Annotated in this window: 19 protein-coding genes and 1 pseudogene; 11 read left to right on the top strand and 9 right to left on the bottom strand. The window is 47.9% G+C overall.

Annotation, left to right across the window (positions count from 1 at the left end; translation table 11 throughout):
* Nucleotides 1-540 precede the first annotated feature (540 nt).
* Together holA and GC178_12055 are read right to left on the bottom strand one after the other, a co-directional pair.
* A complete protein-coding gene (gene holA / locus GC178_12050) occupies nucleotides 541-1,578 on the bottom strand; it encodes a DNA polymerase III subunit delta (GenBank protein ID MBI1288297.1) in 1,038 nt (345 codons plus the stop codon).
* A complete protein-coding gene (locus tag GC178_12055) occupies nucleotides 1,579-2,349 on the bottom strand; it encodes an AMP nucleosidase (protein ID MBI1288298.1) in 771 nt (256 codons plus the stop codon).
* A gap of 75 nt (nucleotides 2,350-2,424) precedes the next feature.
* Between GC178_12055 and GC178_12060 the strand changes: the two genes are divergently transcribed.
* From GC178_12060 to GC178_12080, 5 genes are read left to right on the top strand one after another with little or no spacing between them, the layout of a single operon-like run.
* Entirely contained in the window at nucleotides 2,425-3,471 is a 1,047-nt protein-coding gene (locus GC178_12060; GenBank protein MBI1288299.1) for a T9SS type A sorting domain-containing protein, read from the top strand.
* A gap of 11 nt (nucleotides 3,472-3,482) precedes the next feature.
* Nucleotides 3,483-5,057 (top strand): T9SS type A sorting domain-containing protein, encoded by a 1,575-nt coding sequence (locus GC178_12065; GenBank protein MBI1288300.1) that lies wholly within the window; start codon nucleotides 3,483-3,485, stop codon nucleotides 5,055-5,057.
* 11 nt (nucleotides 5,058-5,068) lie between these two features.
* Nucleotides 5,069-6,532 carry a T9SS type A sorting domain-containing protein gene (locus tag GC178_12070; protein ID MBI1288301.1) on the top strand — a complete coding sequence of 488 codons (1,464 nt, stop codon included), beginning with the start codon at nucleotides 5,069-5,071 and terminating at the stop codon, nucleotides 6,530-6,532.
* Nucleotides 6,393-8,135, top strand: a complete 1,743-nt coding sequence (locus tag GC178_12075) for a T9SS type A sorting domain-containing protein (protein MBI1288302.1) — start codon at nucleotides 6,393-6,395, stop codon at nucleotides 8,133-8,135. The genes GC178_12070 and GC178_12075 overlap by 140 nt, the downstream gene beginning before the upstream one ends.
* 11 nt (nucleotides 8,136-8,146) lie before the next feature.
* Nucleotides 8,147-9,742 (top strand): T9SS type A sorting domain-containing protein, encoded by a 1,596-nt coding sequence (locus tag GC178_12080; protein ID MBI1288303.1) that lies wholly within the window; start codon nucleotides 8,147-8,149, stop codon nucleotides 9,740-9,742.
* Between the two features lie 61 nt (nucleotides 9,743-9,803).
* Here GC178_12080 and GC178_12085 read toward each other — a convergent pair whose 3' ends face one another.
* Nucleotides 9,804-9,995: a cold-shock protein gene (locus GC178_12085; protein MBI1288304.1), complete on the bottom strand. Its 192-nt coding sequence runs from the start codon at nucleotides 9,993-9,995 to the stop codon at nucleotides 9,804-9,806.
* A gap of 86 nt (nucleotides 9,996-10,081) precedes the next feature.
* Between GC178_12085 and GC178_12090 the strand changes: the two genes are divergently transcribed.
* Together GC178_12090 and GC178_12095 are read left to right on the top strand one after the other, a co-directional pair.
* On the top strand, nucleotides 10,082-10,531 hold the full coding sequence (locus tag GC178_12090; protein MBI1288305.1) for a restriction endonuclease subunit R: 450 nt from the start codon (nucleotides 10,082-10,084) through the stop codon (nucleotides 10,529-10,531).
* Between the two features lie 145 nt (nucleotides 10,532-10,676).
* Nucleotides 10,677-12,281 carry a S8 family serine peptidase gene (locus tag GC178_12095; protein ID MBI1288306.1) on the top strand — a complete coding sequence of 535 codons (1,605 nt, stop codon included), beginning with the start codon at nucleotides 10,677-10,679 and terminating at the stop codon, nucleotides 12,279-12,281.
* A gap of 131 nt (nucleotides 12,282-12,412) precedes the next feature.
* On the opposite strand, the gene sppA is transcribed toward GC178_12095, so the two are convergent.
* Nucleotides 12,413-14,185 carry a signal peptide peptidase SppA gene (gene sppA, locus GC178_12100; GenBank protein MBI1288307.1) on the bottom strand — a complete coding sequence of 591 codons (1,773 nt, stop codon included), beginning with the start codon at nucleotides 14,183-14,185 and terminating at the stop codon, nucleotides 12,413-12,415.
* A gap of 52 nt (nucleotides 14,186-14,237) precedes the next feature.
* Between sppA and folK the strand changes: the two genes are divergently transcribed.
* The 4 genes and pseudogenes from folK (at nucleotide 14,238) to GC178_12120 (ending at nucleotide 18,454) form a co-directional block, all read left to right on the top strand.
* Nucleotides 14,238-14,813: a 2-amino-4-hydroxy-6-hydroxymethyldihydropteridine diphosphokinase gene (gene folK / locus GC178_12105; protein MBI1288308.1), complete on the top strand. Its 576-nt coding sequence runs from the start codon at nucleotides 14,238-14,240 to the stop codon at nucleotides 14,811-14,813.
* A complete protein-coding gene (locus tag GC178_12110) occupies nucleotides 14,810-15,457 on the top strand; it encodes an AAA family ATPase (protein MBI1288309.1) in 648 nt (215 codons plus the stop codon). The genes folK and GC178_12110 overlap by 4 nt, the downstream gene beginning before the upstream one ends.
* 141 nt (nucleotides 15,458-15,598) lie before the next feature.
* Nucleotides 15,599-17,095, top strand: a complete 1,497-nt coding sequence (locus GC178_12115; protein ID MBI1288310.1) for an OmpA family protein — start codon at nucleotides 15,599-15,601, stop codon at nucleotides 17,093-17,095.
* A 104-nt stretch (nucleotides 17,096-17,199) separates the two neighbouring features.
* A pseudogene (locus GC178_12120) lies at nucleotides 17,200-18,454 on the top strand (IS3 family transposase).
* 33 nt (nucleotides 18,455-18,487) lie between these two features.
* On the opposite strand, the gene GC178_12125 reads toward GC178_12120, so the two are convergent.
* The 5 genes from GC178_12125 to GC178_12145 form a co-directional block, all read right to left on the bottom strand.
* Entirely contained in the window at nucleotides 18,488-18,943 is a 456-nt protein-coding gene (locus tag GC178_12125; GenBank protein ID MBI1288311.1) for a hypothetical protein, read from the bottom strand.
* The gene (locus GC178_12130) at nucleotides 18,918-19,661 is read right to left on the bottom strand and encodes a rhomboid family intramembrane serine protease (GenBank protein ID MBI1288312.1); all 744 of its coding nucleotides are present in this window, start codon (nucleotides 19,659-19,661) and stop codon (nucleotides 18,918-18,920) included. The genes GC178_12125 and GC178_12130 overlap by 26 nt, the downstream gene beginning before the upstream one ends.
* A gap of 81 nt (nucleotides 19,662-19,742) precedes the next feature.
* On the bottom strand, nucleotides 19,743-21,854 hold the full coding sequence (locus tag GC178_12135) for a T9SS type A sorting domain-containing protein (GenBank protein MBI1288313.1): 2,112 nt from the start codon (nucleotides 21,852-21,854) through the stop codon (nucleotides 19,743-19,745).
* 41 nt (nucleotides 21,855-21,895) lie between these two features.
* On the bottom strand, nucleotides 21,896-22,354 hold the full coding sequence (locus GC178_12140; GenBank protein MBI1288314.1) for a hypothetical protein: 459 nt from the start codon (nucleotides 22,352-22,354) through the stop codon (nucleotides 21,896-21,898).
* Nucleotides 22,355-22,383: 29 nt separating this feature from the next.
* Nucleotides 22,384-23,823, bottom strand: a complete 1,440-nt coding sequence (locus GC178_12145) for a hypothetical protein (GenBank protein MBI1288315.1) — start codon at nucleotides 23,821-23,823, stop codon at nucleotides 22,384-22,386.
* Nucleotides 23,824-23,873 lie beyond the last annotated feature (50 nt).

Raw genomic sequence — 23,873 nt, forward strand, 5'->3', positions numbered from 1 at the left:
CCTTACGGATATTCTATGCCAGAAAGTAAAGGTCGATGATGACCAAGATGAAATAAGGCACCAACCCGCCCGCGCCTGAATAATCCTTGGCAATGCGCTGCCCCAAAAAGAGGGTGGAAAGAGTGGTAGATACATACATAAACTGGCAGAGGGCTCGCCTTCTACCGTTTTAAGATGTCGATCCAGAGCTAACGGTAAATACCCAACGCTTGTCGGATGCCAATTCGGAGCAAAGGATTGCCTCCCAACAGTTGTAGGATGGGAATCTGGACTGACGGATTGACACAGTTCATTGATCTTCGAATCGAACGACAAGGATTACCATTGGGACGGCACCTTCAAAGGCAAGCAGGTAGAAATTGGTGTGTACGTCTATGATTTCACTATTGTGGATGTATATGGCGAAACGCACTTCTACCGCGGAGGCGTGAAGCTGATGCGTTAAGACCTCCCCCAGCCCCTCCCTTCGACAAGCTCAGGACAGGCCTTGCAAGGAGGGGAGTTTGAACTTTACAAACGTTTACAGGTAGGAAAATGGGCTTAGTGAACGATCTTAAAAACGAGCTCTTTCATCAGGTCGCCTGGTTCAGTGCTTACGTTGCCGATGCCTTTGCTTTTCAGGTCCACATCTCGCAAATAGCCCATAATGCTACGTAGCTTCTTGGCAGAGAACGTACGCGCACCCAATTCATAATCCTTTATAAAATAAGGGCTGACCCGCAGCACACGGGCCGCATCGCCTCCGCGTTGGTTCTGCTGCAACCATTGCAACAGCATGATCTTGTAGAAGTAGCCGTAGAGCGTGGCCGTAAGCATGGGCAACGGATGCTCCTTTATGTTGTTTGCGAAATGGATGATGATGCGGTTGGCCTTGTTCACATCGCGCCTTAGCAGCGCATTCTGCAACTCGAACACGTTGAAATCCTTGCTGATGCCGATGTTGCGCTCAATGAGTTCGGGGGTGATGGAGCCTCCTTTTTCGAGGTCGATGAAGAGTTTGCCCAACTCGTTGTCGATCTTGCCGAGGTCGTTGCCCAGATATTCGGCCAAAATGGTGGCCGTGCGCGGATCGATATGATATCCTTGCGCCTGTATGTGTTCAGAGATCCACGTTGGCAGCGTCCAATCTTTCACCTTTTCTGAAGTGAAGAACACCCCGTTCTTCTCGATGGCCGCTTTCAGGTCTTTGCCCACTTTTTTGCGCGCATCTATCTTCTTGTACTTATGGCAGAAAACAAGCACGGTTGTCGGCTGCGGGTTCTGCACGTAGGCCAGCAGTTCGCTCTTGGCATCATCGCCACTTGGAATGAGGTTACGTAACCGCTGCGCCTCTTTCACAATGACCACCTGCCGCTGCGCCATCATCGGAAAGCGCTTGGCCTCGGAAACGATGGTGCCCACATCCGTGTCCAAACCATACAGCACGGTTTGGTTAAAACTGCGCTCATCCTCCGTGAGTGCATGCTCCGCGATGTAATCCGAAATACGGTCGATGTAGAACGGCTCCTCGCCTTGCAGGAAATAAACAGGCTTGTAATTGCCTGCTCTCAAATCAGCCAGAATATTTCGAATAGGCATCTAAAATCTCAGGTGTTTGACGGTGAGACCGTTGTTGATCAACTGCTCCAACGATCGGATGCCGATCTTCACGTGGCGGTCCACGAAATCGGCTGTGATCTTCTTGTCGCTTTCCTCGGTTTTCACGCCCGAAGGTATCATCGGCTGATCGGAGACCAAGAGCAATGCTCCTGTAGGAATCTCGTTGTAAAAACCCGTGATGAAAAGCGTGGCCGTTTCCATATCGATGCCCATGGCACGCACCTTTCGCAGCTTGCGTTTGAATTTATTGTCGTGTTCCCAAACCCTGCGGTTGGTGGTATAAATGGTTCCCGTCCAGTAGTCGTAACCGAAATCGCGCATGGTGGTAGAGACCGCCTTTTGTAATCCGAACGCAGGCAACGCAGGCACTTCTGGCGGCAGGTAGTCGTTGGAAGTTCCCTCGCCACGGATGGCCGCAATGGGAATAAGCAGGTCGCCCAAGGCATTCTTCTTTTTCAATCCGCCACACTTACCGAGAAACAGACATGCTTTGGGCGCCACGGCCGTGAGCAGATCCATGATGGTGGCGGCATTGGCCGTGCCCATCCCGAAGTTGATGATGGTGATGTCGCCTGCCGTTGCCGATGGCATGGAGTTGTTCGTACCATCCACTTCCACTCCATTCATCTCCGCAAACTTTTCCACATAGTTCTGGAAGTTGGTGAGCAGGATGTATTTGCCGAACTTCTCCACTTCCACGCCTGTGTAGCGCGGCAGCCAATTCTGTACGATCTCTTCCTTGGATTTCATGGGGTGGTGAAGGTACGGAAGATGCGAGGTCAGAAAAAGGATTGCTTCAAAATCTAACTCAAATACTTTGTGAGAATGATTAACTTCGAAGGTATGAAATGGATGTTCCCGCTTCTATTGCTTTGTTGGATATCGACCGTTAGCGGGCAGACACCTTCCGACTGCTCCATTCCCACTTGGTTGGAAAACGAATATCATGATGATGTGCGGTTCTTGGCCATGAATCGGATCATCGCAACGAATGCTCCAGCGATGGACTCCCTCTTTGTTCCACTGGCCTATTTGGACACGGTTTGGGAAGGACTGGCCGCCATTTACAATGTTCAGAACATGCCCGAGCGGGACACGGTTTTCGACCTGTACTGCATTCATCAATATCTGGGTGGAGAAGCCACGGTCAATCTTTTCACCGTGTCTGTCGATACCACGTACGCATGGACAAATAACTGGCAGAATCTTACCACTCCGACCGGTGTTCCACAACTTGACAGCATCCTTTCCCTGACACAACTGAGCGTGGTCAATTTTTCGCCCTATTTCAATAACGCAACTCTTCTTACCCCTCTCGACCTGAACAGTTCTGGTGTCCATTCCGCATTGCTCAACATCGATGGGATAACCGAAGTGGATGGTTGGGAGATCAATGGTGATGGAAACTGGCTGACCTACTCCACCAGTGCTGGAATTCGGCACTATTCGTTTGAACTGGCCTGTGAAGATTGTCCCTCAGGCTGCATGGGTCACAGAATCTGGAACTTTAGCGTCACACCAACATGTGAAGTTTCGTTTGATGGCATGCAGGATTTTGGAGGCACCAGCTGTATCAATGATCCGGATTTGCAATGTGGATATACCGCCATCGGCAACTCAGAGAAGGCTGAATTCCCCATTTATCCCAATCCGACCAACGGTGTTTTTCAGATGCAGCTTTCAGATTGGAACGGTGCGAAGGATTTGTCGGTGACCGTTTGTGATAAGCTTGGCCGCAGGATGGAAAGCCTCAAACCGCAAACTTCCACTATTGAGATCGATGCAAGTGCGTGGCCGAACGGTGTGTATTCGGTTTCGCTGATCAACCAAAGTGGCGCACAGCATACAGAACGGCTGGTGATGCAGCATTAACTTCCAAACTCATGAAAAAGACATTTACGCTTCTCTCTTTGCTCATGGTACTGACCGCATCAGATTTGTTGGCTCAGAATTACCAGCCCATCAACAGCCACTCGTTGCAGGTGTTTTATCAGGAAAACTCGTTTCCACTAAATTCCTTTAGCGGTGGCAACATGTGGGGGACGAAAATCGACTCGGTGGCGGTAACCACCCAAGGAGACAGCCTCTACTACAATTACAGGATCTATCGTGACACCTCAGCTTCGGGTTCTGGTTGCATTTGGTGGAATGCGCCCAACTGGAACGGCATCCAAACTAAAGTTGACACATTGGGATCTTCGTGGTTCTACAACCAATCTCAGGACAGCATCCGTATTTATCACCAAGGGCAGCTGAATGAAGAATGGCTTGCCTACACCTTTGATAACGGTGATTCGTTACTGGCAAAGATCATATCAGTTGAGTGGATCGATGATGGATGGGTTGAAGACTCTGTAAAGACAATCCGGTTCAGTCGCGTTTCTAATGGTATTGAGGTTTCGGACCCATTGAATAATGCCAACTTGCAGGTTTATCAGAACCATGGTTTCAGAAAGACTATGGACTTTTTGAAATTTCCATTTGAGACTGATTCCATCATGCGCGTTGACCTGAATTCGATCAACGCCAATTCTCCCGGATATAAATCTGACAATGTTGTCGTTCCGTTCCCAAGTGTTGGTGATGGCTACCTTCAAACAACCAATTGGCATACCGGATCTTGTTATGTAAATACCGATGTTTCTATCCTTGTAAATGATGTGCAACCCGATGGGAACAATGGTGACCTTCTGGTTTCAATCATCAAGAATCAAGAACAAACGGGTCTCGGACACATTACCCCCGGCTGGGATATAATATCCTGCGATCCATCAGTCACATTCAACTCAAGCCACAACTACAACCAATCATTAATTCTTCACTATCAGAAATTACCAGACACCATTAAACCTCTGATTCAAGACTCTGACGGGTTGCATTGCATGCCAAGAGAAAATGGAGCCGCTTACCTCTATTCCGTTGAATCAAATTGTGGTAATCCGACCATACGAACCGGAGGTGACTTAATAGACCCTGCTTACTATTATTATGACAGCATATCAGATCCGTGTCTGAATTTCTACCCTCCGGAATGTGAAAGCACGCCAGAAATGATATTCTCGCCATATCTGGGCTATATCGGTTCGTTTTCATACTCTGTTGATAGTTACTGTACAGCTGCTCTGTTTACTCACACCGATTACAGTTATTTGAAAGTCGGAGATTTTGTCTGCGGAGAATACGCCATGGTTGGCATCGAAGAAAACCAACGACCCAAATTTTCCATCTACCCCAATCCTACCAACGGTGTTTTTCAGATGCAGCTTTCAGATTGGACTGCCGCAAAGAATCTCTCTGTGACCGTTTACGATATGCTTGGCCGCACGGTGGAAAGCCTCAAACCACAAACTTCCACTATTGAGATCGATGCAAGTGCGTGGCCCAATGGGGTTTATTCGATTTCGCTGGTCAACCAAAGTGGCGCACGGCATACAGAACGGCTGGTGATGCAGCATTAACTTCCAAACTCATGAAAAAGACATTTACGCTTCTCTCTTTCCTCATGGTACTGAGCACATCAGATTCATCCGCTCAGAACTACCAGCCCATCAACAGCCACTCCTTGCAGGTGTTTTATCAAGAGACACCTTATTTCACTCCCTATAGCGGGCAGACTGATGCAAACATGTGGGGTACACGGATTGACTCCATAAGTGTCACCGCGAACAATGATACCATCTATTTCAATTATCCCATTGCTCGTGATACAGCTGCCGAGAATGGTCAATTCGGCAGTATATGGTGGGACGCCCCCAATTGGAGCGGAAAACAAACGAGAATCGAACCATCTGGTTCAACATGGTTTTACACTCACAATGACGATAGCGTAAAAATTGAGCCTTTGCTTTCTCTCAATCAGGAATGGTTGGCTTATACCTACCTCAACGGAGACTCTTTAGTAGGTAAAATAACAAATGTTACTTGGGAAGATGATGGATGGATAACCGACTCCGTAAAGACCATAACGTTTTCAAGATATTCAAGCGGGAACCTTATTTGGGAGGGTATGCCGATTGAACTTTACAAAGAAAACGGGTTTCGAAAAATGGTGGATTTTGTAAAGTTTCCCAATGATACTATTCCAATACATCGAGTTGACCGGAATACCATCAATCAATACTCTCCAGGTTATTTGGTAAACGGAACTATTCGCCCAGAACCAACAATAGGAGATGGATTTTACACTATCTCAAGCTGCCAGTCTTACGGTGTCTCATGCTACGGCAGTAACGGTTCATCGTCAGAATCGGTTTTGGGAGTAACCACTGATAGCATCAGCGGTCAAATCACAGCGAGTGTGATGAGGAACACTTTATACAATTCAACCTTCCAATCATCAACCATTGACCTGATTTATGAACTCTTGCCTGACACTTTCGTACCCATATACAATGCCCAGTTCAACGAGGATTTGATGCCGAGAGAAGGAGGCTCCGCTTATTCCTTTAGTTGGTCTCATCTTGTAAATACGGATGATAGTTGCACTTACCCCTTGGTCACCATACACTCCCTACCTGCAGAATGTACAGGAGTAGAATACCATTTTGCTCCATACATCGGAATTGTTTACAAATTCTGGAGCGAAGATGATTATTACTGTACTGGGTGGGCGTACCATTACTTTTACTACTCTTATCTGAAAGTTGGCGACTTAGAATGTGGCGAGCAACTTGTGGTCGGAACTGAAGAAAACCAACGACCCGAATTCTCCATCTACCCGAATCCGACCAACGGTGTTTTTCAGATGCAGCTTTCAGATTGGAATGCCGCCAAGGATTTTTCTGTGACCGTTTATGATATGCTTGGCCGCAGGATGGAAAACCTCAACCCGCAAACTTCCACTATTGAGATCGATGCAAGCGCGTGGCCCAATGGGGTTTATTCGATTTCGCTGGTCAACCAAAGTGGGCACAACATACAGAACGGCTGGTGATGCAGCATTAACTTCCAAACTCATGAAAAAGACATTTACGCTTCTCTCTTTGCTCATGGTACTGAGCACATCGGATTCATCCGCACAGAACTACCAGCCCATCAACAGCCACTCGTTGCAGGTGTTTTATCAGGAAAACAACTTTGCACAAGGCGAAGACTATAACATGTGGGGAACCCGAATTGATTCGGTTTCTACATCATCGAATGGCGATACCATCTATTACAATTACCCCATTGTCAGAGACACCATAGTAGAATACGAGCTGTATGATGGTTCCTGCGCCTGGTGGAATGCACCGAACTGGAACGGTTACGAAACCCGAATAGACACGAATGGAAATGCTTATTTCCGCAATTCGTTCGGTGACAGTCTCCTTATAAGGTTCAGCGAACAACTTTCGGGTTCATGGGAAGCTTATCGCTTTGCTAACGGTGATAGCCTTGTAGCTACGATTACGGATATAACTTGGGTAGATGATGCTTGGATTTCAGACTCGGTGAAAACAATTGAATTCATCCGCTACTCTACAAACGGAATCGTCACAGATCCAATGAATCATGTAACCTTGGAGATATATCGGTCGCATGGCTTCCGAAGAATGATTGATTTCGTAAGATTCCCTGTACATGACGAACCCATCTATCAGGTAGACCCCAATTCTATCAATGTCAACTCCGTTCCTTACAGAGTTGGAAACGAATATCGGGCAACCCCACATGTTGGCGATGGATATTTTGAATACTCTCGTTTAGACTATGTGTCATCGCCAGCATATCATGGTTCAAGCACTTCCCGATTAATCACGGATGTTTCGACCAACGGGCAAGGTCAAGTGGTAGTGTATTGGCAAGAAAACTCTCAGTCATATAGTTTCGATCAGGTTCCAAGCAACATATCTCCGTACGGATACACGTATGAACTTCATACTTCCGATGTTCAGATTGTCACATATTCCGAGATCTATACTTCAAACCCTGACAGCTCCTTCAAAACCCTGATGCGTAACTACGATGACATCAACATGATGCCTCGAGAAAAATGGACCGGGTATGTTTATAATCTGTCAGAGAGCGAAGAATGTCCGAATACAGTAACGACCTCGAATTGTTGGGGGCCGATTGGCTGGGAGCCTGATAATGGTGATTCTTGCCTGTGGGCACCCATATTTTTCAAATGCAATGGTGGAAACAACCAAACATTTATGGCTTATGTTGGCGATTACGGAAGCTCAAGTTGGCAAACGGATTGGGGAGCATCAACCCAATACTCAGCTTACACAGGCTATAGCTATTTGAAAGTCGGAGATTTTGTCTGCGGAGAATACGCCATGGTTGGCATCGAAGAAAACCAACGACCCAAATTTTCCATCTACCCCAATCCTACCAACGGTGTTTTTCAGATGCAGCTCTCAGATTGGAACGGTGCGAAGGATTTTTCTGTGACCGTTTACGATATGCTTGGCCGCATGGTGGAAAACCTCAACCCACAAACTTCCACTATTGAGATCGATGCAAGTGCGTGGCCCAATGGGTTTTATTCGGTTTCGCTGATCAACGAACGTAGCGCACAGTATTCAGAACGGCTGGTGGTGCAGCATTAACTTCCAAACTCATGAAAAAGACATTTACGCTTCTCCCTTTACTCATGGTACTGAGCACATCAGATTCATCCGCTCAGAACTACCAGCCCATCAACAGCCACTCGTTGCAGGTGTTTTATCAGAGAAGTGCCTACAACTGGATGGCCAGTGCAAACATGTGGGGAACTCGGATTGATTCCATTTCAGTATCGGGTCAGGACACACTCTATTACAATTATCCCATTGTCCGCGACACATCATTAGAAAACCCACTACCAGAATACTCATGCGTTTATTGGAATGCACCTAATTGGAATGGAGCCGTAACAGGAATACTGCAAAGTGGACAAGCGTGGTTTTCGAATGAATTGGGAGACAGCGTGAAAATTGACCATAGCCTACTTCCAAATCAAAATTGGTTGGCATACCAATATCCAAACGGAGACTCATTGATCGGGACGGTGGAATCGATTCAGATCATTGAGGATGATTGGGTAACGGATTCTGTGAAGACAATTTCTTTCAAGCATATATCTCTCGGAGAAATAGTACCTGACCCGATAAATTTCATCACCATAGAATTATTCAAGGACCACGGTTTCAGAAAAATGGTTGATTTCTTGAAATTCCCATTCGACACAAATGCAATTCGCCAAGTTGACCCAAATTCGATAAACGTTTATGCCCCCGGATACATAGTTGGGAATGGTACAATACGAGGAGTCCCACATGAGGGCGATGGGTTCTTCAAAATTTGGAGGTACGACCACAACCCTCCTGGCAACAATTGCTACCATGTGGAAACAACGAAAACCTCCGAGTTGATCACATCTGTGAGCACTCCAGACCAAAATGGTTCTATCCAAGTTGAATGCATCACAAATCACCAAAGTCTGAACTCCATGACAACGGATTACGGCAATGATTGTGGTCCACCATTAATCGAAACAGCCTCTTCGGTAACTTCCAATCAGATAACCCGAACCTACACTCCGGTGACGGGGAATTATGAAACGCTCATTCAATTCGAAAACAGGAATCTGATGCCTCGCGAAAAGAATGCCGCCTACTCCTATTCGCCCTCCAACCCAGACAACATTTGTCAATTTGCTTTTGTAGATATCTGCTCCTGCAATCCAATAGTCAATTGGGATTCCAATAATGTGGAAGACAGTTGTTTTGTTGTGGAACATCCGTACCACTTTCCGTACTTACGAAACCAAACCTTTGTTCCGAAATATGGTTGGTGGAGCGATGAAGAAAACTGGTATTATGAAATGCTTGGCGATGGTCCAAACAAATCAACCCACTATACATATTTGAAATTCGATGAGTGCGTCTTCGGAGAATACGCCATGGTAGGCATCGAAGAAAACCAACGCCCCGAATTCTCCATCTACCCCAATCCGACCAACGGTGTTTTTCAGATGCAGCTTTCAAATTGGAACGGTGCGAAGGATTTGTCGGTGACCGTTTACGATATGCTTGGCCGCACGGTGGAAAACCTCAACCCACAAACTTCCACTATTGAGATCGATGCAAGTGCGTGGCCGAACGGAGTGTATTCGGTTTCGCTGGTCAACGAACGTGGCGTACGGCATACAGAACGGCTGGTGGTGCAGCATTAAAAGTAAAAGGCCCCTCACATTGCTGCGAGGGGCCTTTCATTTCATAGATATGTCGGATGGATTAAACCACTTTCACATTCGATGCACTTTGGCCTTTAGGTGTTTGCTCTACATCGTAGGTCACCTTGTCACCTTCTCTGACCTCGTCCTTCAATCCACTTGTGTGAACGAAGACGTCTTTGCCTCCTTCATCAGGAGTAATGAATCCAAATCCTTTGGTCTCATTGAAAAATTTTACTGTACCGTTACTCATTAATATATAGTTATGTGAAGCCGCAATGTACGCTTAATTAGATCGGAAATACGCTTGTGCACGATTTAGGTGATTATATTCGACCAATGCTGCCCAAACTGAATCTACCGATGCATGCCCAACGCCTGAAACAGGAGAACGGCAAGCATTTCGTTTTCTGTCAGGTGCGGAAGAAGTTTCTGGTGCTGACGCCCGAAGAATGGGTAAGGCAACATTTAATCGCCTTCTTGAACAAAGATCTTGGCTACCCACTTTCGTTGATGAAGATTGAGCGCGAAGTGAAAGGCGGTCACCGCACCAAGCGGGCCGACCTGATCATCTGCAACCCGCAGGGAAAACCGCAACTGCTGGTGGAATGCAAAGCTCCGACCGAAACACTTGGGAAGGAAACTTTCTTTCAGTTGGGCAGGTACAATCGGCATATTGATGCTGCGCTGCTGCTGATAAGCAACGGATTGGAACACTACTGCTGCCACGTGACCGATGAAAATGAGTTCCAGTTTTTGGATGAGATTCCGAAATACGCGCAAGGCTGATTTGACTAACTTGCAGTTCAGGACATGTTAACGCCACAGATTCACAGATGGACGCAGATTTCTCGGATAAGTTCTTTCTGTGCGAATCTGTGAAAACCAGTGAATCTGTGACCGATACATGTTCTTCATGATTTTTTGAAACGCGATGAAACACATTTCCATTTTTCTACTGCTCCTTCTTCCCTTTTCTCTTTTCGCACAGGAAAATGTGGTTCCTGACCTCATCATTGCAAAGGTGAAGGACACTGATGCCAGCACGTTCTCTGCTGAACTGAAAGAACACGCATCACTTGCAGGATTGCCCATCACGGAGGTGATACGGAAATATCCGCATGCGGAAAAACCAAGACCGCAACAGACAGATAATGCAGGAAATGCGTTCATCGACCTGACGAGGACCTACCGCATTGAACTGGAAGAAGGTTCGGATCTTACCGCCATCATTAAAAAACTGGAAGAAACGGGTGTTTTCGAATGGGTGGAACCGACCACGTATTCGCAATCGTTCTACATGCCGAACGACCCGCAAATAGGTTCGTTCGACCATCTGCTGCACGCCAATCTTTATGCCGCTTGGGACACGACCCAAGGTGATACGAACGTGGTGATGGGAATAACGGACACGAGTTTCGATCTGCTGCACGAAGACCTTCAGGGCAACCTGAAATACAACTACGCTGATCCGATAAACGGAACAGATGACGACAATGACGGCTACATCGACAACTACAAGGGTTGGGATATTTGGGGCAACGACAATGGCGTTTTCTCCACCAACGATTGGCACGGAACGGGTGTTTTGGCAGTGGCCGCTGCCACCACCGATAATGGTGTGGGCATGTCGGGCGCGGGTTTCAAGTGCAAATACCTGCCCGTGAAAATTGCCAATGATGCCACCAACGGTAATACAACCATTGTTACGGCAGATGGCCACGATGCCATCACTTATTGCGCTGACCGCGATTGCAAGGTGATCAACTGCTCGTGGGGAACGCTGACCTACAGCAATGACGGGCAGGACGTGGTGAACTACGCCACTATTAATAAGGATGCGGTAGTGGTGGCCGCTTCAGGAAACACAAATGCAGAAGAGTTCCGTTATCCTGCTTCGTTCTACCGTGCTGTGAGCGTTACAGGCGTTCACAATTCTGATGAATTTGACAACGGAGTGAATGCCCCTTTCACGCGCAGCGATAGTGTGGATGTGTGTGCACAAGGATTTGATGTGATGGCCACGGCAACGGTCGGAGCTTCGGGGAGCACGGAAGTTTATCAGACTACGGGCGGAACGTCCATTGCCTCACCGATCGTTACAGGTGTGGTTGCCATGATCCGTTCGGCCTATCCGTGCCTTACTGCGTTAGAAACCATGGACCTTTTGATCAGCACTGCGGTGGATATTGAAAGCGTTGGAACCAATTCTACCTACGCGGGAAAGATCGGGAAGCGGGTTGATGCGTATGCGGCCCTTCAGAACAATCCATGCCTGACGGTTGGCATTGAAGAGAATCAGTCACCGAAAGCAAGTGTTACGGTCTATCCGAATCCATCCAAAGGTGACGTGACATTTAAACTGAGTGAACCGGGTTCTTGGAATCTGCGAATAATGGATGCAAGCGGAAGAGTCGTTATCCGCCAAAAAGTGACCAGCAATTCGGTGATGCTTTCGGGCTTCCGACCAGGCATTTACGTTGCAGAATTCAGGAATAAAGATGCCGCGATCACCGAGAAATTCACGATTGTCAAGTAGCGACCAAAGACCTCGCAGGTCTTGAAAAACCGCTGGATTTAAAAATGCGAAGGCCCGATCAGCAAGCTGATCGGGCCTTCGGTTCTTTCAGAGACCTTCAAGGTTTTGAAAACCTTGAAGGTCTATCATTCTCAATCGATGTATATCTGATAAGGAAGTCGTGCTTGCACACCTTCCATTTTCATCAGGTCTTCCACATCTTTTACGTACTCGTAGTAATGACCGAGACGATGCTGCAAAAGCGCTTCCTCGCCTTTTCCCGTAAAATCTTCAATCATCTTTTGCATTGGGTCTTTCTTGGCAGGATATTCCACTACACGATAGTTCTCCAGCTCCGCCATGCGCGCAGCAATGGCAATGGCATCTTCAATTCCACCAAGTTTATCAACCAATCCGATCTGAAGCGCATCTTCCCCACTCCAAACTCGCCCTTGACCGATGCTATCCACCTGATCAGTGGTCATACCGCGACCTTCGGCCACTTTTGAGATGAACTCGAAGTAGATCTCGTTCACACCGTTCTGAACGATATCACGCTCAACTGGCGTTAGCGGACGCAATGGCGTTCCGAGGTCGGCAAAGCGGTTGGTTTTCACCGTATCAACGGTAATTCCCAACTTGTTGTTGATGAATTTCTGCGCGTTCATGAGCACACCGAAAACACCGATAGAACCTGTAATGGTGTTCGGCTGTGCCACAATACTGTCGGCTGCGCAAGAGATGTAGTAACCACCCGAAGCAGCCACATCGCCCATGGAAACAACAACAGGCTTTTCCGCTTTGGCGAGAACCACTTCTCTCCAAATGACGTCCGAAGCCAAGGCGCTTCCTCCAGGGCTGTTCACGCGAAGTACAATTGCTTTGATCTTGTCGTCTTTTCTTGCCTTGCGGATCTCTTCGGATATCTTTTCAGACCCGATGGTCTCATCATTTCCCTGACCACCTTCGATGCTTCCTACCGCATAGACAACTGCGATCTTTTCCTTGTGCGAAGCTTTTTCATCGTCTCCTTTCACCTTAGGAGCATCTTTGTATTTGCCCAATCCGATAAAGTTGATCTTATCGTCTTCTTTCTCCAACTCAAGTCGTGTACGAAGGTTGGCAAGCACTTCATCTTTGAAAAGAAGCTCATCTACCAAACCGTTCTCCTTGGCATCTTTCGCGTTTTGGATGGTGGCATCCTGCGCCATCTTATCCAACTCAGCAGCAGACTTACCTCTTCCTTCGGCAATGCCGTTCACCATCTTGTTCCACAGATCAGACATGTAGGTCATGGTCTGCATGCGGTTGGCCTCGCTCATCTTGTCCAGCATCAATGGCTCAACAGCACTTTTGAACTTTCCGTAACGAATGATCTGTGGCTCCACTTCCAATTTCTCGAAAAGACCCTTCAGGAACATCATCTGCGACCCAAGACCTCTCCACTCCACCATTCCTTGCGGATTGAGCCAGATCTCGTCAGCAACAGAAGCTACGTAGTATGCTTTCTGCGTGTAGATCTCGCTGTAGGCAACGATCCATTTTCCACTTTCCTTGAACTTGAGAAGAGCATTTCGGATCTCTTCAATCGTTGCCATTCCGGCAGGAATACTCGTTACATCAAGGTAAATGCCCTTGATCTTTTCATCTTTTGCCGCATTTTCCAGACTGGCAATAATGTCGTTGAGGCCGATCGATCCCTTTTCGGCAAACGGCCCAATGTCCAGATTTCCAAAAGGATTTTCGGAGCCGCGCTCTTTTACCTCTTGATCGAATTTGATGTGAAGTACGGATTTGTCCTTCACTTCTACGGTCTGTTTATCGCTCATAGAAGCTCCGATACCTGCAAAAATCCCGAAAAGCAGGAAAATGCCAAGCACCAAACCAAAGGCGCTGGCAAACATGAACTTGAAGAATTGTTTCATCGGTTGATAGTTTGAATTAGGCCGCAAAGGTAGCAACGCTATTATAAGGTGTATGCCGTGCCTGTTATCAAATGTTAAGAGAACTCATACCGCTCCTTTGAAGCATGGGCTATATTTGCGCCCGATGTCTGATGGAATTAGAAAATACGTGCTTTTGACGGGCTCCGATCTGGGAGATCGTAAATCGGTCCTTGAACAGGCATCTGAACTTATTTCTGAGCGTATTGGGGTGATTCTTGACCGATCTGACATACTTGAAACCGAACCGTGGGGATTTGAGTCAGACACCACATTTCTGAATCAGGCCCTTCTTGTGGAAAGTGACAAAAAACCAGAGGAAGTGCTTTCCAGAATTTTAGGGATCGAACTGCAATTGGGGCGTAAACGCACCTGTGACCGATGGACGTCACGCACAATAGACATCGATATTCTGTGTGCCGAGGAACTGATCCATCATTCAGATTCATTGACCATTCCCCACAGATTGCTGCACGAACGCGCATTTGCGCTCCAACCGCTATGTCAACTCGTTCCAGGTTGGACGCATCCACTTCTACACAAAACGTATCATCAACTTCTGACGGAAGTCGGCACATCGCAATTCAAGGACGTTAAATCCAATCCATGAGCCGTCCGAAGGAGTATGAGTACGTGGTGATCGAAGGCAACATCGGTTCAGGCAAGACCACACTTTCCAAGCTGCTGGCCGAGCGTTGGGGTTCGCGGTTGATGCTGGAAGAGTTCAAAGACAATCCGTTCCTGCCCAAATTCTACGAGAACCCGAAGCAACATGGATTTGCTTTGGAGCTGAGCTTTTTGGCGGAGCGCTACCACCAAAAACGGGATGAGCTCAATAAAACAGACCTGTTCAGACCAGGAATCGTGTGCGACTATTCATTCGCCAAATCGTTGGTTTTCGCCCGCATCAACCTCGACCCCGATGAGTTTGAGCTTTATCAGAATCTGTTTCACATCATCCATGGAAGGCTTCCAAAACCCGACCTTCTGGTGTTTCTTTACTGCAATCCGCAAAAATCATTGCGGCAGATAAAAAAGCGCGGCCGTGCTTACGAACAGGAGATCGGTCAGAATTATTTGGAGCAGATAAACAACGGTTACCTCGAGTTTTTCAGGCAGCAAACCGGAACACGAATCGTGATTTTGAACACAGATGAGATCGATTTTGTGGAATCGAGCGAACACCTCAACCAGGTTTTTAAGCGGATAGAAACCACCTATGAGTACGGAATCACCATTGTTGAAACCTGTTGATAACCTCCTCGTAAGCCCGCTTCAAAAAAAATGTGCAGCTTTGGTAATTGATAACATTGGTTAAATTTGCAGCGAGTTGATGTCGAAGCATTGACGTAATTTTATAGTCTTAGAAAACAAAACAACCAAATACAACCAAACATGAGAAAGGGTTTACTTTCAGTTGTTCTATCAATTTTATTTACCGGAGTTTGTCTGGCAGGAGACGGGAATGGAGATGGGAAAACGTCCTCTTCCACTACTTCTTCCAAGAGAAAATTCAACTACTTCACCGTAGGTCTGCATGGCGGATGGACCCAGTTTTATGGAGACCTGCGTCAGTACGATTTTGGTTACACGCAGGCCAAACATGACGTTAACAATGGTGGTGGTGGTCTCTTTGTAGACTACCAATTGAATTCCGTGATCGGGTTCAGAGCTAATCTTTTGGTCGGAACATTGGGTGGTTCGAAGCGAACAATCGGAAATGCAAATGCTGTTAATCAGAATGTGTATTTCAAGTCGATGTTCATTGATTACACGCTGAACACAACGGTCAACTTCGTTAACCTTATGTATTCTGACAGAACAAAAGATAGATTTTTCACGGCCTACGTAATTGGCGGAATCGGATTTACTTCGTTCAAATCAAATAAATACAGACTGAATGGTCCTAATGCAGGTGAAATAGTTGGTAACTCCAGTAACCCCAGCGGTAAAAAAGAAGCCGATAAATTCACTACCGAACTGGTTATTCCTGCTGGCCTCGGTGTTAAGTTCAGACTCTCGAGAAGGTTCGACCTTGGGCTTGAATACACACAACGATTCTCACCTGCAGGCGACAAGCTTGACGCTACAGTTGGCGGGAAACGCGGGAGTGACGGATATGGTTATTTTAACGCATTTGTGGCAATCAAATTTGGTAAGCAAACACATTCTAAAGAGTGGGTAAACCCATTCCAAGCGTTGAATCAGAACATGGCAGACCTTCAAGCGAATGTTGATGGCCTTGCTAAAGATGCTGACGGTGACGGTGTTTCTGACATCTTCGACAAAGAAGAGAATACGCCTGCCGATGTTGCTGTAGACGGAAGCGGCCGTGCATTGGATACAGATGGTGACGGTGTTCCAGATTACTTGGATGCCGACCCATTCACAAGCAAAGGTGCCCGTGTTGATGAGAACGGAAAAGAACTTGACTCTGACAACGATGGCGTTGCAGACAGCCAAGACATTGAGCCGAACACAGAAGCTGGCGCTTTGGTCAATTTCCAAGGAAAGACAATTACCCTTGAAAATGCAGGTGGCGAAACCAATGTAAGCGTATCAGGTGGTCTTCCATCAATCTACTTCAAGGTCAACAGCGCAAGAATCGATTACTGGTCAAGTTATGATCGATTGGCAGAAGTTGCTCAGTTAATGAAGGCTGACAAGTCAATCAAAATCAAAGTTGTTGGTAGCTGCGATAAGACAGGCACAGAAGATTACAACCAATCTCTTGGCGAAAAACGAGCTCAAGCAGCCGTTGACCACTTGGTGAAGATCTACGGAATTGATGCAGGTCGCTTCTCAATAGCAAGTGATGGCGAAGACAATCCGCTTTCAGTTAGCGATGAGGCGCTGAATGTGAACAGACGAGTTGATTTCATCATTCAGTAAGAAGAAAGTCTGAATGAGACAAGAAGCCCCGCTCAAATTGAGCGGGGCTTTTTTTTTCAGCTGTCTCGTCCTGAAAAAAGCTGACTAAAAAATGTCAGCTTAAGATGAAAGAAGAAGGGAAAAAGCGGAAGTACATCCCCCGAAGGACGTACAGCGACACGTTCAAACGGATGGTTGTTGCCGAATTTGAGAAGGGGATATTGAACAAGGACCGGATACAGCAGAAGTATGGGATAGGAGGCAACTCGCGTGTGCTGACCTGGTGCAGAAAATTCGGTAAGTTGCACTATCCTGAGAAAGGACAGTTGGGACGTCCGATGAAAGATCCACAGAAACAGCGCATCAAGGAACTGGAGAAGCAGTTGGCCGATGAGAAGCTCAGGTGCTTGCCTATGAGAAGTTGATCGCCATCACCGAGAAGGAGGAGAACATCGTCATCTTAAAAAAAGCGCAGCCGGACAATAAGTGAGCTTGTACAGCAACATCCACGCAAGGTGAGCATGTTCTGTGAGTTGTTCGGCCATAGCAAACAGGCCTATTATAAAACACGCCAGAGCGTGAAAGACCGCTGTGATGAGAACAGACGTCTGACGGTCGGTGCTGGAGATACGCGCACAGATGTCGCGGTTGGGCACGAGGAAGTTGAAATTCATGATGGAACAGAACGGGACGATGGTGGGAAGGGACCGACTGTTCGACCTGCTCCGCCAAGAAGGCCTGTTGGTAGGCAAGCGCAGGAAATACACCGTTACCACCAACTCCAAACACTGGATGTTCAAATATCCCGACCTGAGAAAGGAACTCAGGGTACACCGCCCCGAGCAGCTCTGGGTGGCCGACATCACCTATCTGGATACATTGGGGACCAACAGCTATCTGCATCTGATAACCGATGCCTACTCCAAGAAAGTGATGGGATATGAACTGAGTGACAATATGGAGGCGGCCTCCACCCTCAAGGCCCTGAAGATGGCCATCGCTGCAAGACAATACCCCGAGGCCCAGCTGATGCACCATTCAGACAGGGGACTGCAATACTGCAGTCGGCTCTACACTGACCATCTCAAAGACAACAATATCACAATAAGCATGACCGAAAATGGAGACCCCTATGAGAATGCCGTTGCAGAGCGCATCAATGGCATACTGAAAGATGAGTTCGGGCTTGGCGGACAGATGGAGGACATGAAACAGACGGGCAGACAGACCCGTCAGAGTATTGCAGCATATAATTCTTTGAGACCACACCTGAGTAACCATATGCTCACACCTGAACAGATGCACCGACAACAGAAGATGAAAATGAGAACATGGGGAAGAAGATCTCCAAAGCCCGATCGGGCTTTGGAGATCTCTTAGTTAATTGCAACCACAATAAACAGTCAACCTATATTAGGACGACTCAGTGATGCCGATCTTCAGGTTGAATCGGTGGAACTCTTCGATCATGGCACCGAAAAGCATCCAAAGTGGCAGGTAATCAAAGCGGATATAGCCACCAAAATGCCAGCCGCTCTGGTACTCCCACGGACAACGCCCCGTGAACTGCTCCAGCATGAAACCCGTGATCAGTTCCACCAGAAGAATAACTGCGCCATAAATGAAATAGCGCACCAATCGATTCAGATTCTTCAGTAGGTTGTAGCCGATCGGAAACAGGATGGAAGTGATGCCGTAAATGGGAAACATCCAAATGTAGCTCTGGCCTTTCAGCGAAAGATCATCCAAGTTTCCCGCATTGATGCGGTCCACAATGGCGGTGAAGAACACCTCGGTGGTCACACCCAATCCGCCATACAGCACAAACGAGAAGACCCGCTCCTTAATTCCTATCTTCTTTTCCTTCATGCTTCTTGTAAATGTACTTTATGCTGATGGGCATTTCCGAAGTCTCTCTGGCTTTCTGCTCTTTCTCCAACTGCTTTTCAGCCTGTTCCCTTCTTATTCGTTCTGGGTCTGGAAACCACTCTGGAACTTCTTCCTCATCCACCAACTCCCACGAGTATTTGGGACGCTGCGGTCCCTGCCTGCGGTAAACAAACGCCACCATCACGCCTGCCAAAAGCCCGAAAAGATGCCCTTCGTAAGAAATTTCATGATCGATGGGGAAAATGCCCCAGACCAGACTTCCGTACATGAAAACCACCAACATGGAAAGTGCCATCAGCTTCAGATGCTTGCGCAACAATCCGCTCATAAATAGGAAGCCGAAAAGGGCATATACGATTCCGCTTGCCCCGATATGGAAATTGGCCCTTCCTCCTATCCAAAGCCAAATACCGCTTAGCAGATACACCCAAAGCAACGTTTTCGATGCCACCTGACGGTAGAAATAATAGAGCATTGTTCCGAGGATGAAAATGGCGGTGGAGTTATTGAAAAGGTGTTTCCAGTTGGCGTGAATGAACGGATAGGTGAGAATTCCGTAGAGCCGAGATACCTTTCTCGGGAAAATGCCATACTGCCCCAGATCGATGTCGAACACATGTTCCGCCATCATCACCAACACCATGGCAATGACCAGAATTGTCGGTACGATCATGCTTGAGAACAGTCCCTTGACCATACTACAAAAGTAAGACCCCTCCAATTAATCGGAGAGGCCTTAAAGGGGTCGGATCGCAGGGGGAATGTACCCTATCCCTTGTTAACTTTTGATGTATCGGACAACCACACGGCTATCGGCAGCTTGAATGCGTAGGAAGTAAACCCCGTTTGCAAACTGGCTGATATCTACCGACTGGTTGAAATTGATGGTCTTGTTGATCTGAACCGCAGGCATCAACGCCTGTCCCAGCATGTTGGTCACTTGGATGGAAACATTCTCCGCACTTGGCAACTGACCACGAACGTTAATGAATCCTGAACCAGGGTTCGGATAGACATCCAAAGCATCGAAAACCCCCAATTCTTCAACTCCGGTCTGGAGCGTGAACTCCAAAGTAGTGGTAGTTGTTGGACAACCGTTCGGGCCGATGTACTGCACATAATAGTTTCCACTTTGGATGGCATCATAGCTGATGTCGGTCGCCCCAGGGATCGGATCACCGTTCAAGAACCACTGATAACCGGTTCCCGGAGGATCCACAGTAAGTGTATTACCATTAGCAATGATAGTGGACTGAATCATTGGAGTTACATCCAATGTGATCGTGTTGGAAACTCCTTGACATCCATACTGGTTGGTCACCGTAACGAAGTAATCTCCAGACTGTGTGGCAGCAGTGGTCGGATTTGTGCCACCGGTAATTGCCCACTCATACGTTCCTTGATTCGGAGCCGTGGAAAGAAGCACACTTTCTCCTTCACAGAAATTCAAAGACCCATTGGCCGAGATCACAGGGCTTGGAAGTGGCTGAACGGTAACGTTGGCTACGGCTGAAGTTCCAGTACAACCATTCGCATCTGTAACTGTTACCGAATATTGTCCACCCGTACTGACCGTGATCGACTCGGTTTGATCTGTGGTGTTCCATTCGTAATCCACAAAACCCGAAGTTGCTATGAGATCCATTGTCTCTCCCGCGCAGAGCTGTAACGCTCCATTATTACTTGAAGTGATCGTGACCAACGGTGCATCGGTAACTTCAATGGTGATCTCCGCAGTATTCTCACACCCAAATGGATTTGCATACACGTAAGAGATCACATGCTGTCCGGTACCCGCAAATGCCGGGTTGAACATGCCATTGCTTACTCCCGTACCGTAGAACGAACCACCGGCAGGACTGGCATTCAATTGAACAGGATCGGCCTGCCCACACAACGTAGGTACAGCGTCAATGCTCACATCTGGCAGCGCATTGGCCAATGCAAATGCAGGTTGGCTGAAATCGCTCCAAGCAGGATTGGTGACCGTACTGTAACCACCAACCGTTCCAGCAACTTCATTCGTCATGTCCTCCCACTGAGGCGTTCCTTGCCAGTGCGCACCATTTTCCCAATCGCCATCATCTGCTGCAACGTAATACTGAGTAACGTCAGCCGCGTCAGTACCGGCAACCTGATCGATCTGGTAGTAAAATTGGTCGTTTACAAAGCAAAGAGCCGGGTCGAACTGGGTGACATCAAACCCATCGGTAGTTGCATCGACATTGGCAAAGCGCGCAGCAAATGTGTTGGCCGAGGTGGCATTCGGAGTAATGGCCAATGGACGGATCCGCAACGTTCCTACTGTACTTCCAAGCGGGAAAACGTAACTGTCAGTACTGTTCGTATTCCAAGAAAGGCGACCAGCCCCCGTACTGCTTACAAACCCTCCCGACTCTGTAACAGCCAAGGAAGATGGGTTGAGAACGTGAAGCGTATTGGAATTGGTTCTGAGTTCTCTGTCATTCAAACTGAGGTCACCGAGAACTTCGGCATCGATCTGCAGGCTTTTAAATCCGGAACCAAGCAAATTGAGGTTGAAGAAAGTTGTGACAGCAGATCCCATGACCTGTTGGTTGGCCCCGTTCAGATTCACCAAACTTTGATCTGCTGTAAAAACTGAATTGTTCTCCCAGTTTCCACTCACATTGAAAATTCCAGTATTGCTACCTGCACCCGTGATCTCATCATCGTTTGCAAGATTTCCATTCACCGTGATCCTTCCTGCATTATCGATCGTTCCCGAACCATTGTCAAGATCACCGGTCTGGATGGTTACGATACAGCCAGAATTGACCGTTACATCAGCTCCGTTGTTGAAGACCACGAACTGCGCGGAAACTTCAGAAAAGAGCGTGAGCATCGTTCCGATCAGTAAATACTTCTTCATCCTTTTTGATTTTGCATTCCGACTTCTCTTAATGGCTCAGGTCACTTAAGTACTTTTACCTTGATCACCTCTTTCCCTTTGCTGTCTTCCAAGGCAATGGCGTATCCGGTCTCATTTACAGAACATTTACCCAGTTTGCCATCCGACACCGCCTTTAAAGCATCTCCCTTGGATATTGAACCGAACTGATCAGAAACCAATGCCTGAAAAATGTATTTGCTACCATCAGGAGATGCTGGCTTATTGAGTGTGATGTAAGGAACATTGGTGGCTATACCTGCAACCGTTTCTTCCACACTTCCAGAGCACAGAGTAAGTTTACCATTGGCATCTTCGCATACCAAAGACCCCAAGCGAGCTCCTTCTACACTCCGTTCAGAATTACGTTTGTCGATTTCGTTATCAATTGATGTCTGTGCACTGGCTCCAAGGTGCATGAATCCAGAAAATACCAGCACAAAAAACAGTACCACAGCCGGTGTATATTTTGTCGATTTCATCTTCTATAAATTTTGTTCGTTGCTCTCAATTATTCGTTTATCTCTATGGCCTGCAGATAACCTTCCGTAATACCATTATATGTTGGAGAGTCGCTTACATAGAACTGTAGTGTATACGTATGGGAACCTGCACTTGGGGTAACATCCATACCCGTGATGGCGAAGTTCCATGTATTCTGACCACCCGAAATATAGTAGCCATCAGCGATCGAACCCGTAATGTGCGTAGCTCCATCTCTTAGAATTCTGTAACCACAATAATCCGCATAGATCACCGCACCACCCGAAGCCGCTACGTAGATGTCATTTCCGTGCGAATTTATAGTCACACTTGCGGCATTGAGCCAAGAACCACTTGAAGTGGGGTAGAATGTGTAATTGTAAAGACCCTGAGCAGCCTGATCGATCGGGCCTGCTGGACCCTGTGGACCTTGCGGTCCTTGAGGCCCCTGTGCTCCCTGTGCACCTGCTGGGCCTTGTGCACCTTGAGGACCTGCTGGTCCCTGTGGGCCCGCTGGTCCTTGCGCTCCTGCCACACCCGCAGGTCCCTGTGGGCCAGCAGGACCTTGTGGTCCAGGCAATCCTTGTGGGCCCTGCGGGCCATCAGCACCTTGAGGCCCGATTGGACCTGCAGCACCAGTAACTCCTTGAGGACCTTGAATTCCCTGTGGGCCCTGCGCTCCTGTTGCACCAGCTGCCCCAGTTGGACCCTGAGCTCCTTGAGGACCTGCAGGACCCTGAATGCCTTGAGGTCCCTGCGCTCCTGTTGCACCATCAGCACCTGCTGGGCCTTGTGGGCCCTGAGGACCGGTTGCGCCATCAGCACCTGCTGGACCTTGAGGTCCCTGCGCTCCTGTTGCACCGTCAGCACCCGCAGGCCCTTGTAATCCCTGAGGACCGGTCGCACCATCAGCACCCGCTGGGCCTTGAGGTCCCTGTGGACCAGTTGCACCGTCAGCACCCGTTGGCCCTTGCGGTCCCTGTGGGCCGGTCGCACCATCAGCACCCGCTGGCCCTTGTGGACCCTGTGGGCCGGTCGCGCCATCAGCACCCGCTGCGCCCTGTGTTCCTTGTGGGCCAGTTGCACCATCAGCCCCTGCCGGACCCTGTGGTCCCTGTACTCCTGGGGCACCATCAGCACCTGCCGGGCCTTGAGGGCCAGCTGGTCCAGCCGGTCCCTGAAGCCCTTGCGGCCCCTGTGGTCCAACCGCCTGAACCCATTGTGTTCCATCAAAATACCAGAACTGGTTATCATCAGTATCAAATACCAACAATCCGGTTGCAGGCTGAAATATCAGCGTACGCTGCTGAGTGGTCAATCTTGGCACCAGAAACCCTTTGTCTGAGGCACTGAGATCCAAAACCGCACTGGCATGTGGTGTTGATGTCCCAACCCCCATGTTGTCCTGCGCCTTAACAGCAACAGCATTGACACACAATAAAATCACGAGAGGAAAAAGTCTTTTCATTCCAAATATTCTTCGTTTAACTATTAGCTCAGAAGGACGAATCAATCATT

It is taken from the genome of Flavobacteriales bacterium (assembly GCA_016124845.1).
Classification (GTDB): Bacteria; Bacteroidota; Bacteroidia; order UBA10329; family UBA10329; genus UBA10329.

Excerpts from the sequence above, each read along its gene's own strand:
- holA (MBI1288297.1), bottom strand. The coding sequence starts at position 1,578 with ATGCCTATTCGAAATATTCTGGCTGATTTGAGAGCAGGCAATTACAAG.
- GC178_12055 (MBI1288298.1), bottom strand. The coding sequence starts at position 2,349 with ATGAAATCCAAGGAAGAGATCGTACAGAATTGGCTGCCGCGCTACACA.
- GC178_12060 (MBI1288299.1), top strand. The coding sequence starts at position 2,425 with ATGATTAACTTCGAAGGTATGAAATGGATGTTCCCGCTTCTATTGCTT.
- GC178_12065 (MBI1288300.1), top strand. The coding sequence starts at position 3,483 with ATGAAAAAGACATTTACGCTTCTCTCTTTGCTCATGGTACTGACCGCA.
- GC178_12070 (MBI1288301.1), top strand. The coding sequence starts at position 5,069 with ATGAAAAAGACATTTACGCTTCTCTCTTTCCTCATGGTACTGAGCACA.
- GC178_12075 (MBI1288302.1), top strand. The coding sequence starts at position 6,393 with ATGATATGCTTGGCCGCAGGATGGAAAACCTCAACCCGCAAACTTCCA.
- GC178_12080 (MBI1288303.1), top strand. The coding sequence starts at position 8,147 with ATGAAAAAGACATTTACGCTTCTCCCTTTACTCATGGTACTGAGCACA.
- GC178_12085 (MBI1288304.1), bottom strand. The coding sequence starts at position 9,995 with ATGAGTAACGGTACAGTAAAATTTTTCAATGAGACCAAAGGATTTGGA.
- GC178_12090 (MBI1288305.1), top strand. The coding sequence starts at position 10,082 with ATGCTGCCCAAACTGAATCTACCGATGCATGCCCAACGCCTGAAACAG.
- GC178_12095 (MBI1288306.1), top strand. The coding sequence starts at position 10,677 with ATGAAACACATTTCCATTTTTCTACTGCTCCTTCTTCCCTTTTCTCTT.
- sppA (MBI1288307.1), bottom strand. The coding sequence starts at position 14,185 with ATGAAACAATTCTTCAAGTTCATGTTTGCCAGCGCCTTTGGTTTGGTG.
- folK (MBI1288308.1), top strand. The coding sequence starts at position 14,238 with ATGCCGTGCCTGTTATCAAATGTTAAGAGAACTCATACCGCTCCTTTG.
- GC178_12110 (MBI1288309.1), top strand. The coding sequence starts at position 14,810 with ATGAGCCGTCCGAAGGAGTATGAGTACGTGGTGATCGAAGGCAACATC.
- GC178_12115 (MBI1288310.1), top strand. The coding sequence starts at position 15,599 with ATGAGAAAGGGTTTACTTTCAGTTGTTCTATCAATTTTATTTACCGGA.
- GC178_12125 (MBI1288311.1), bottom strand. The coding sequence starts at position 18,943 with ATGAAGGAAAAGAAGATAGGAATTAAGGAGCGGGTCTTCTCGTTTGTG.
- GC178_12130 (MBI1288312.1), bottom strand. The coding sequence starts at position 19,661 with ATGGTCAAGGGACTGTTCTCAAGCATGATCGTACCGACAATTCTGGTC.
- GC178_12135 (MBI1288313.1), bottom strand. The coding sequence starts at position 21,854 with ATGAAGAAGTATTTACTGATCGGAACGATGCTCACGCTCTTTTCTGAA.
- GC178_12140 (MBI1288314.1), bottom strand. The coding sequence starts at position 22,354 with ATGAAATCGACAAAATATACACCGGCTGTGGTACTGTTTTTTGTGCTG.
- GC178_12145 (MBI1288315.1), bottom strand. The coding sequence starts at position 23,823 with ATGAAAAGACTTTTTCCTCTCGTGATTTTATTGTGTGTCAATGCTGTT.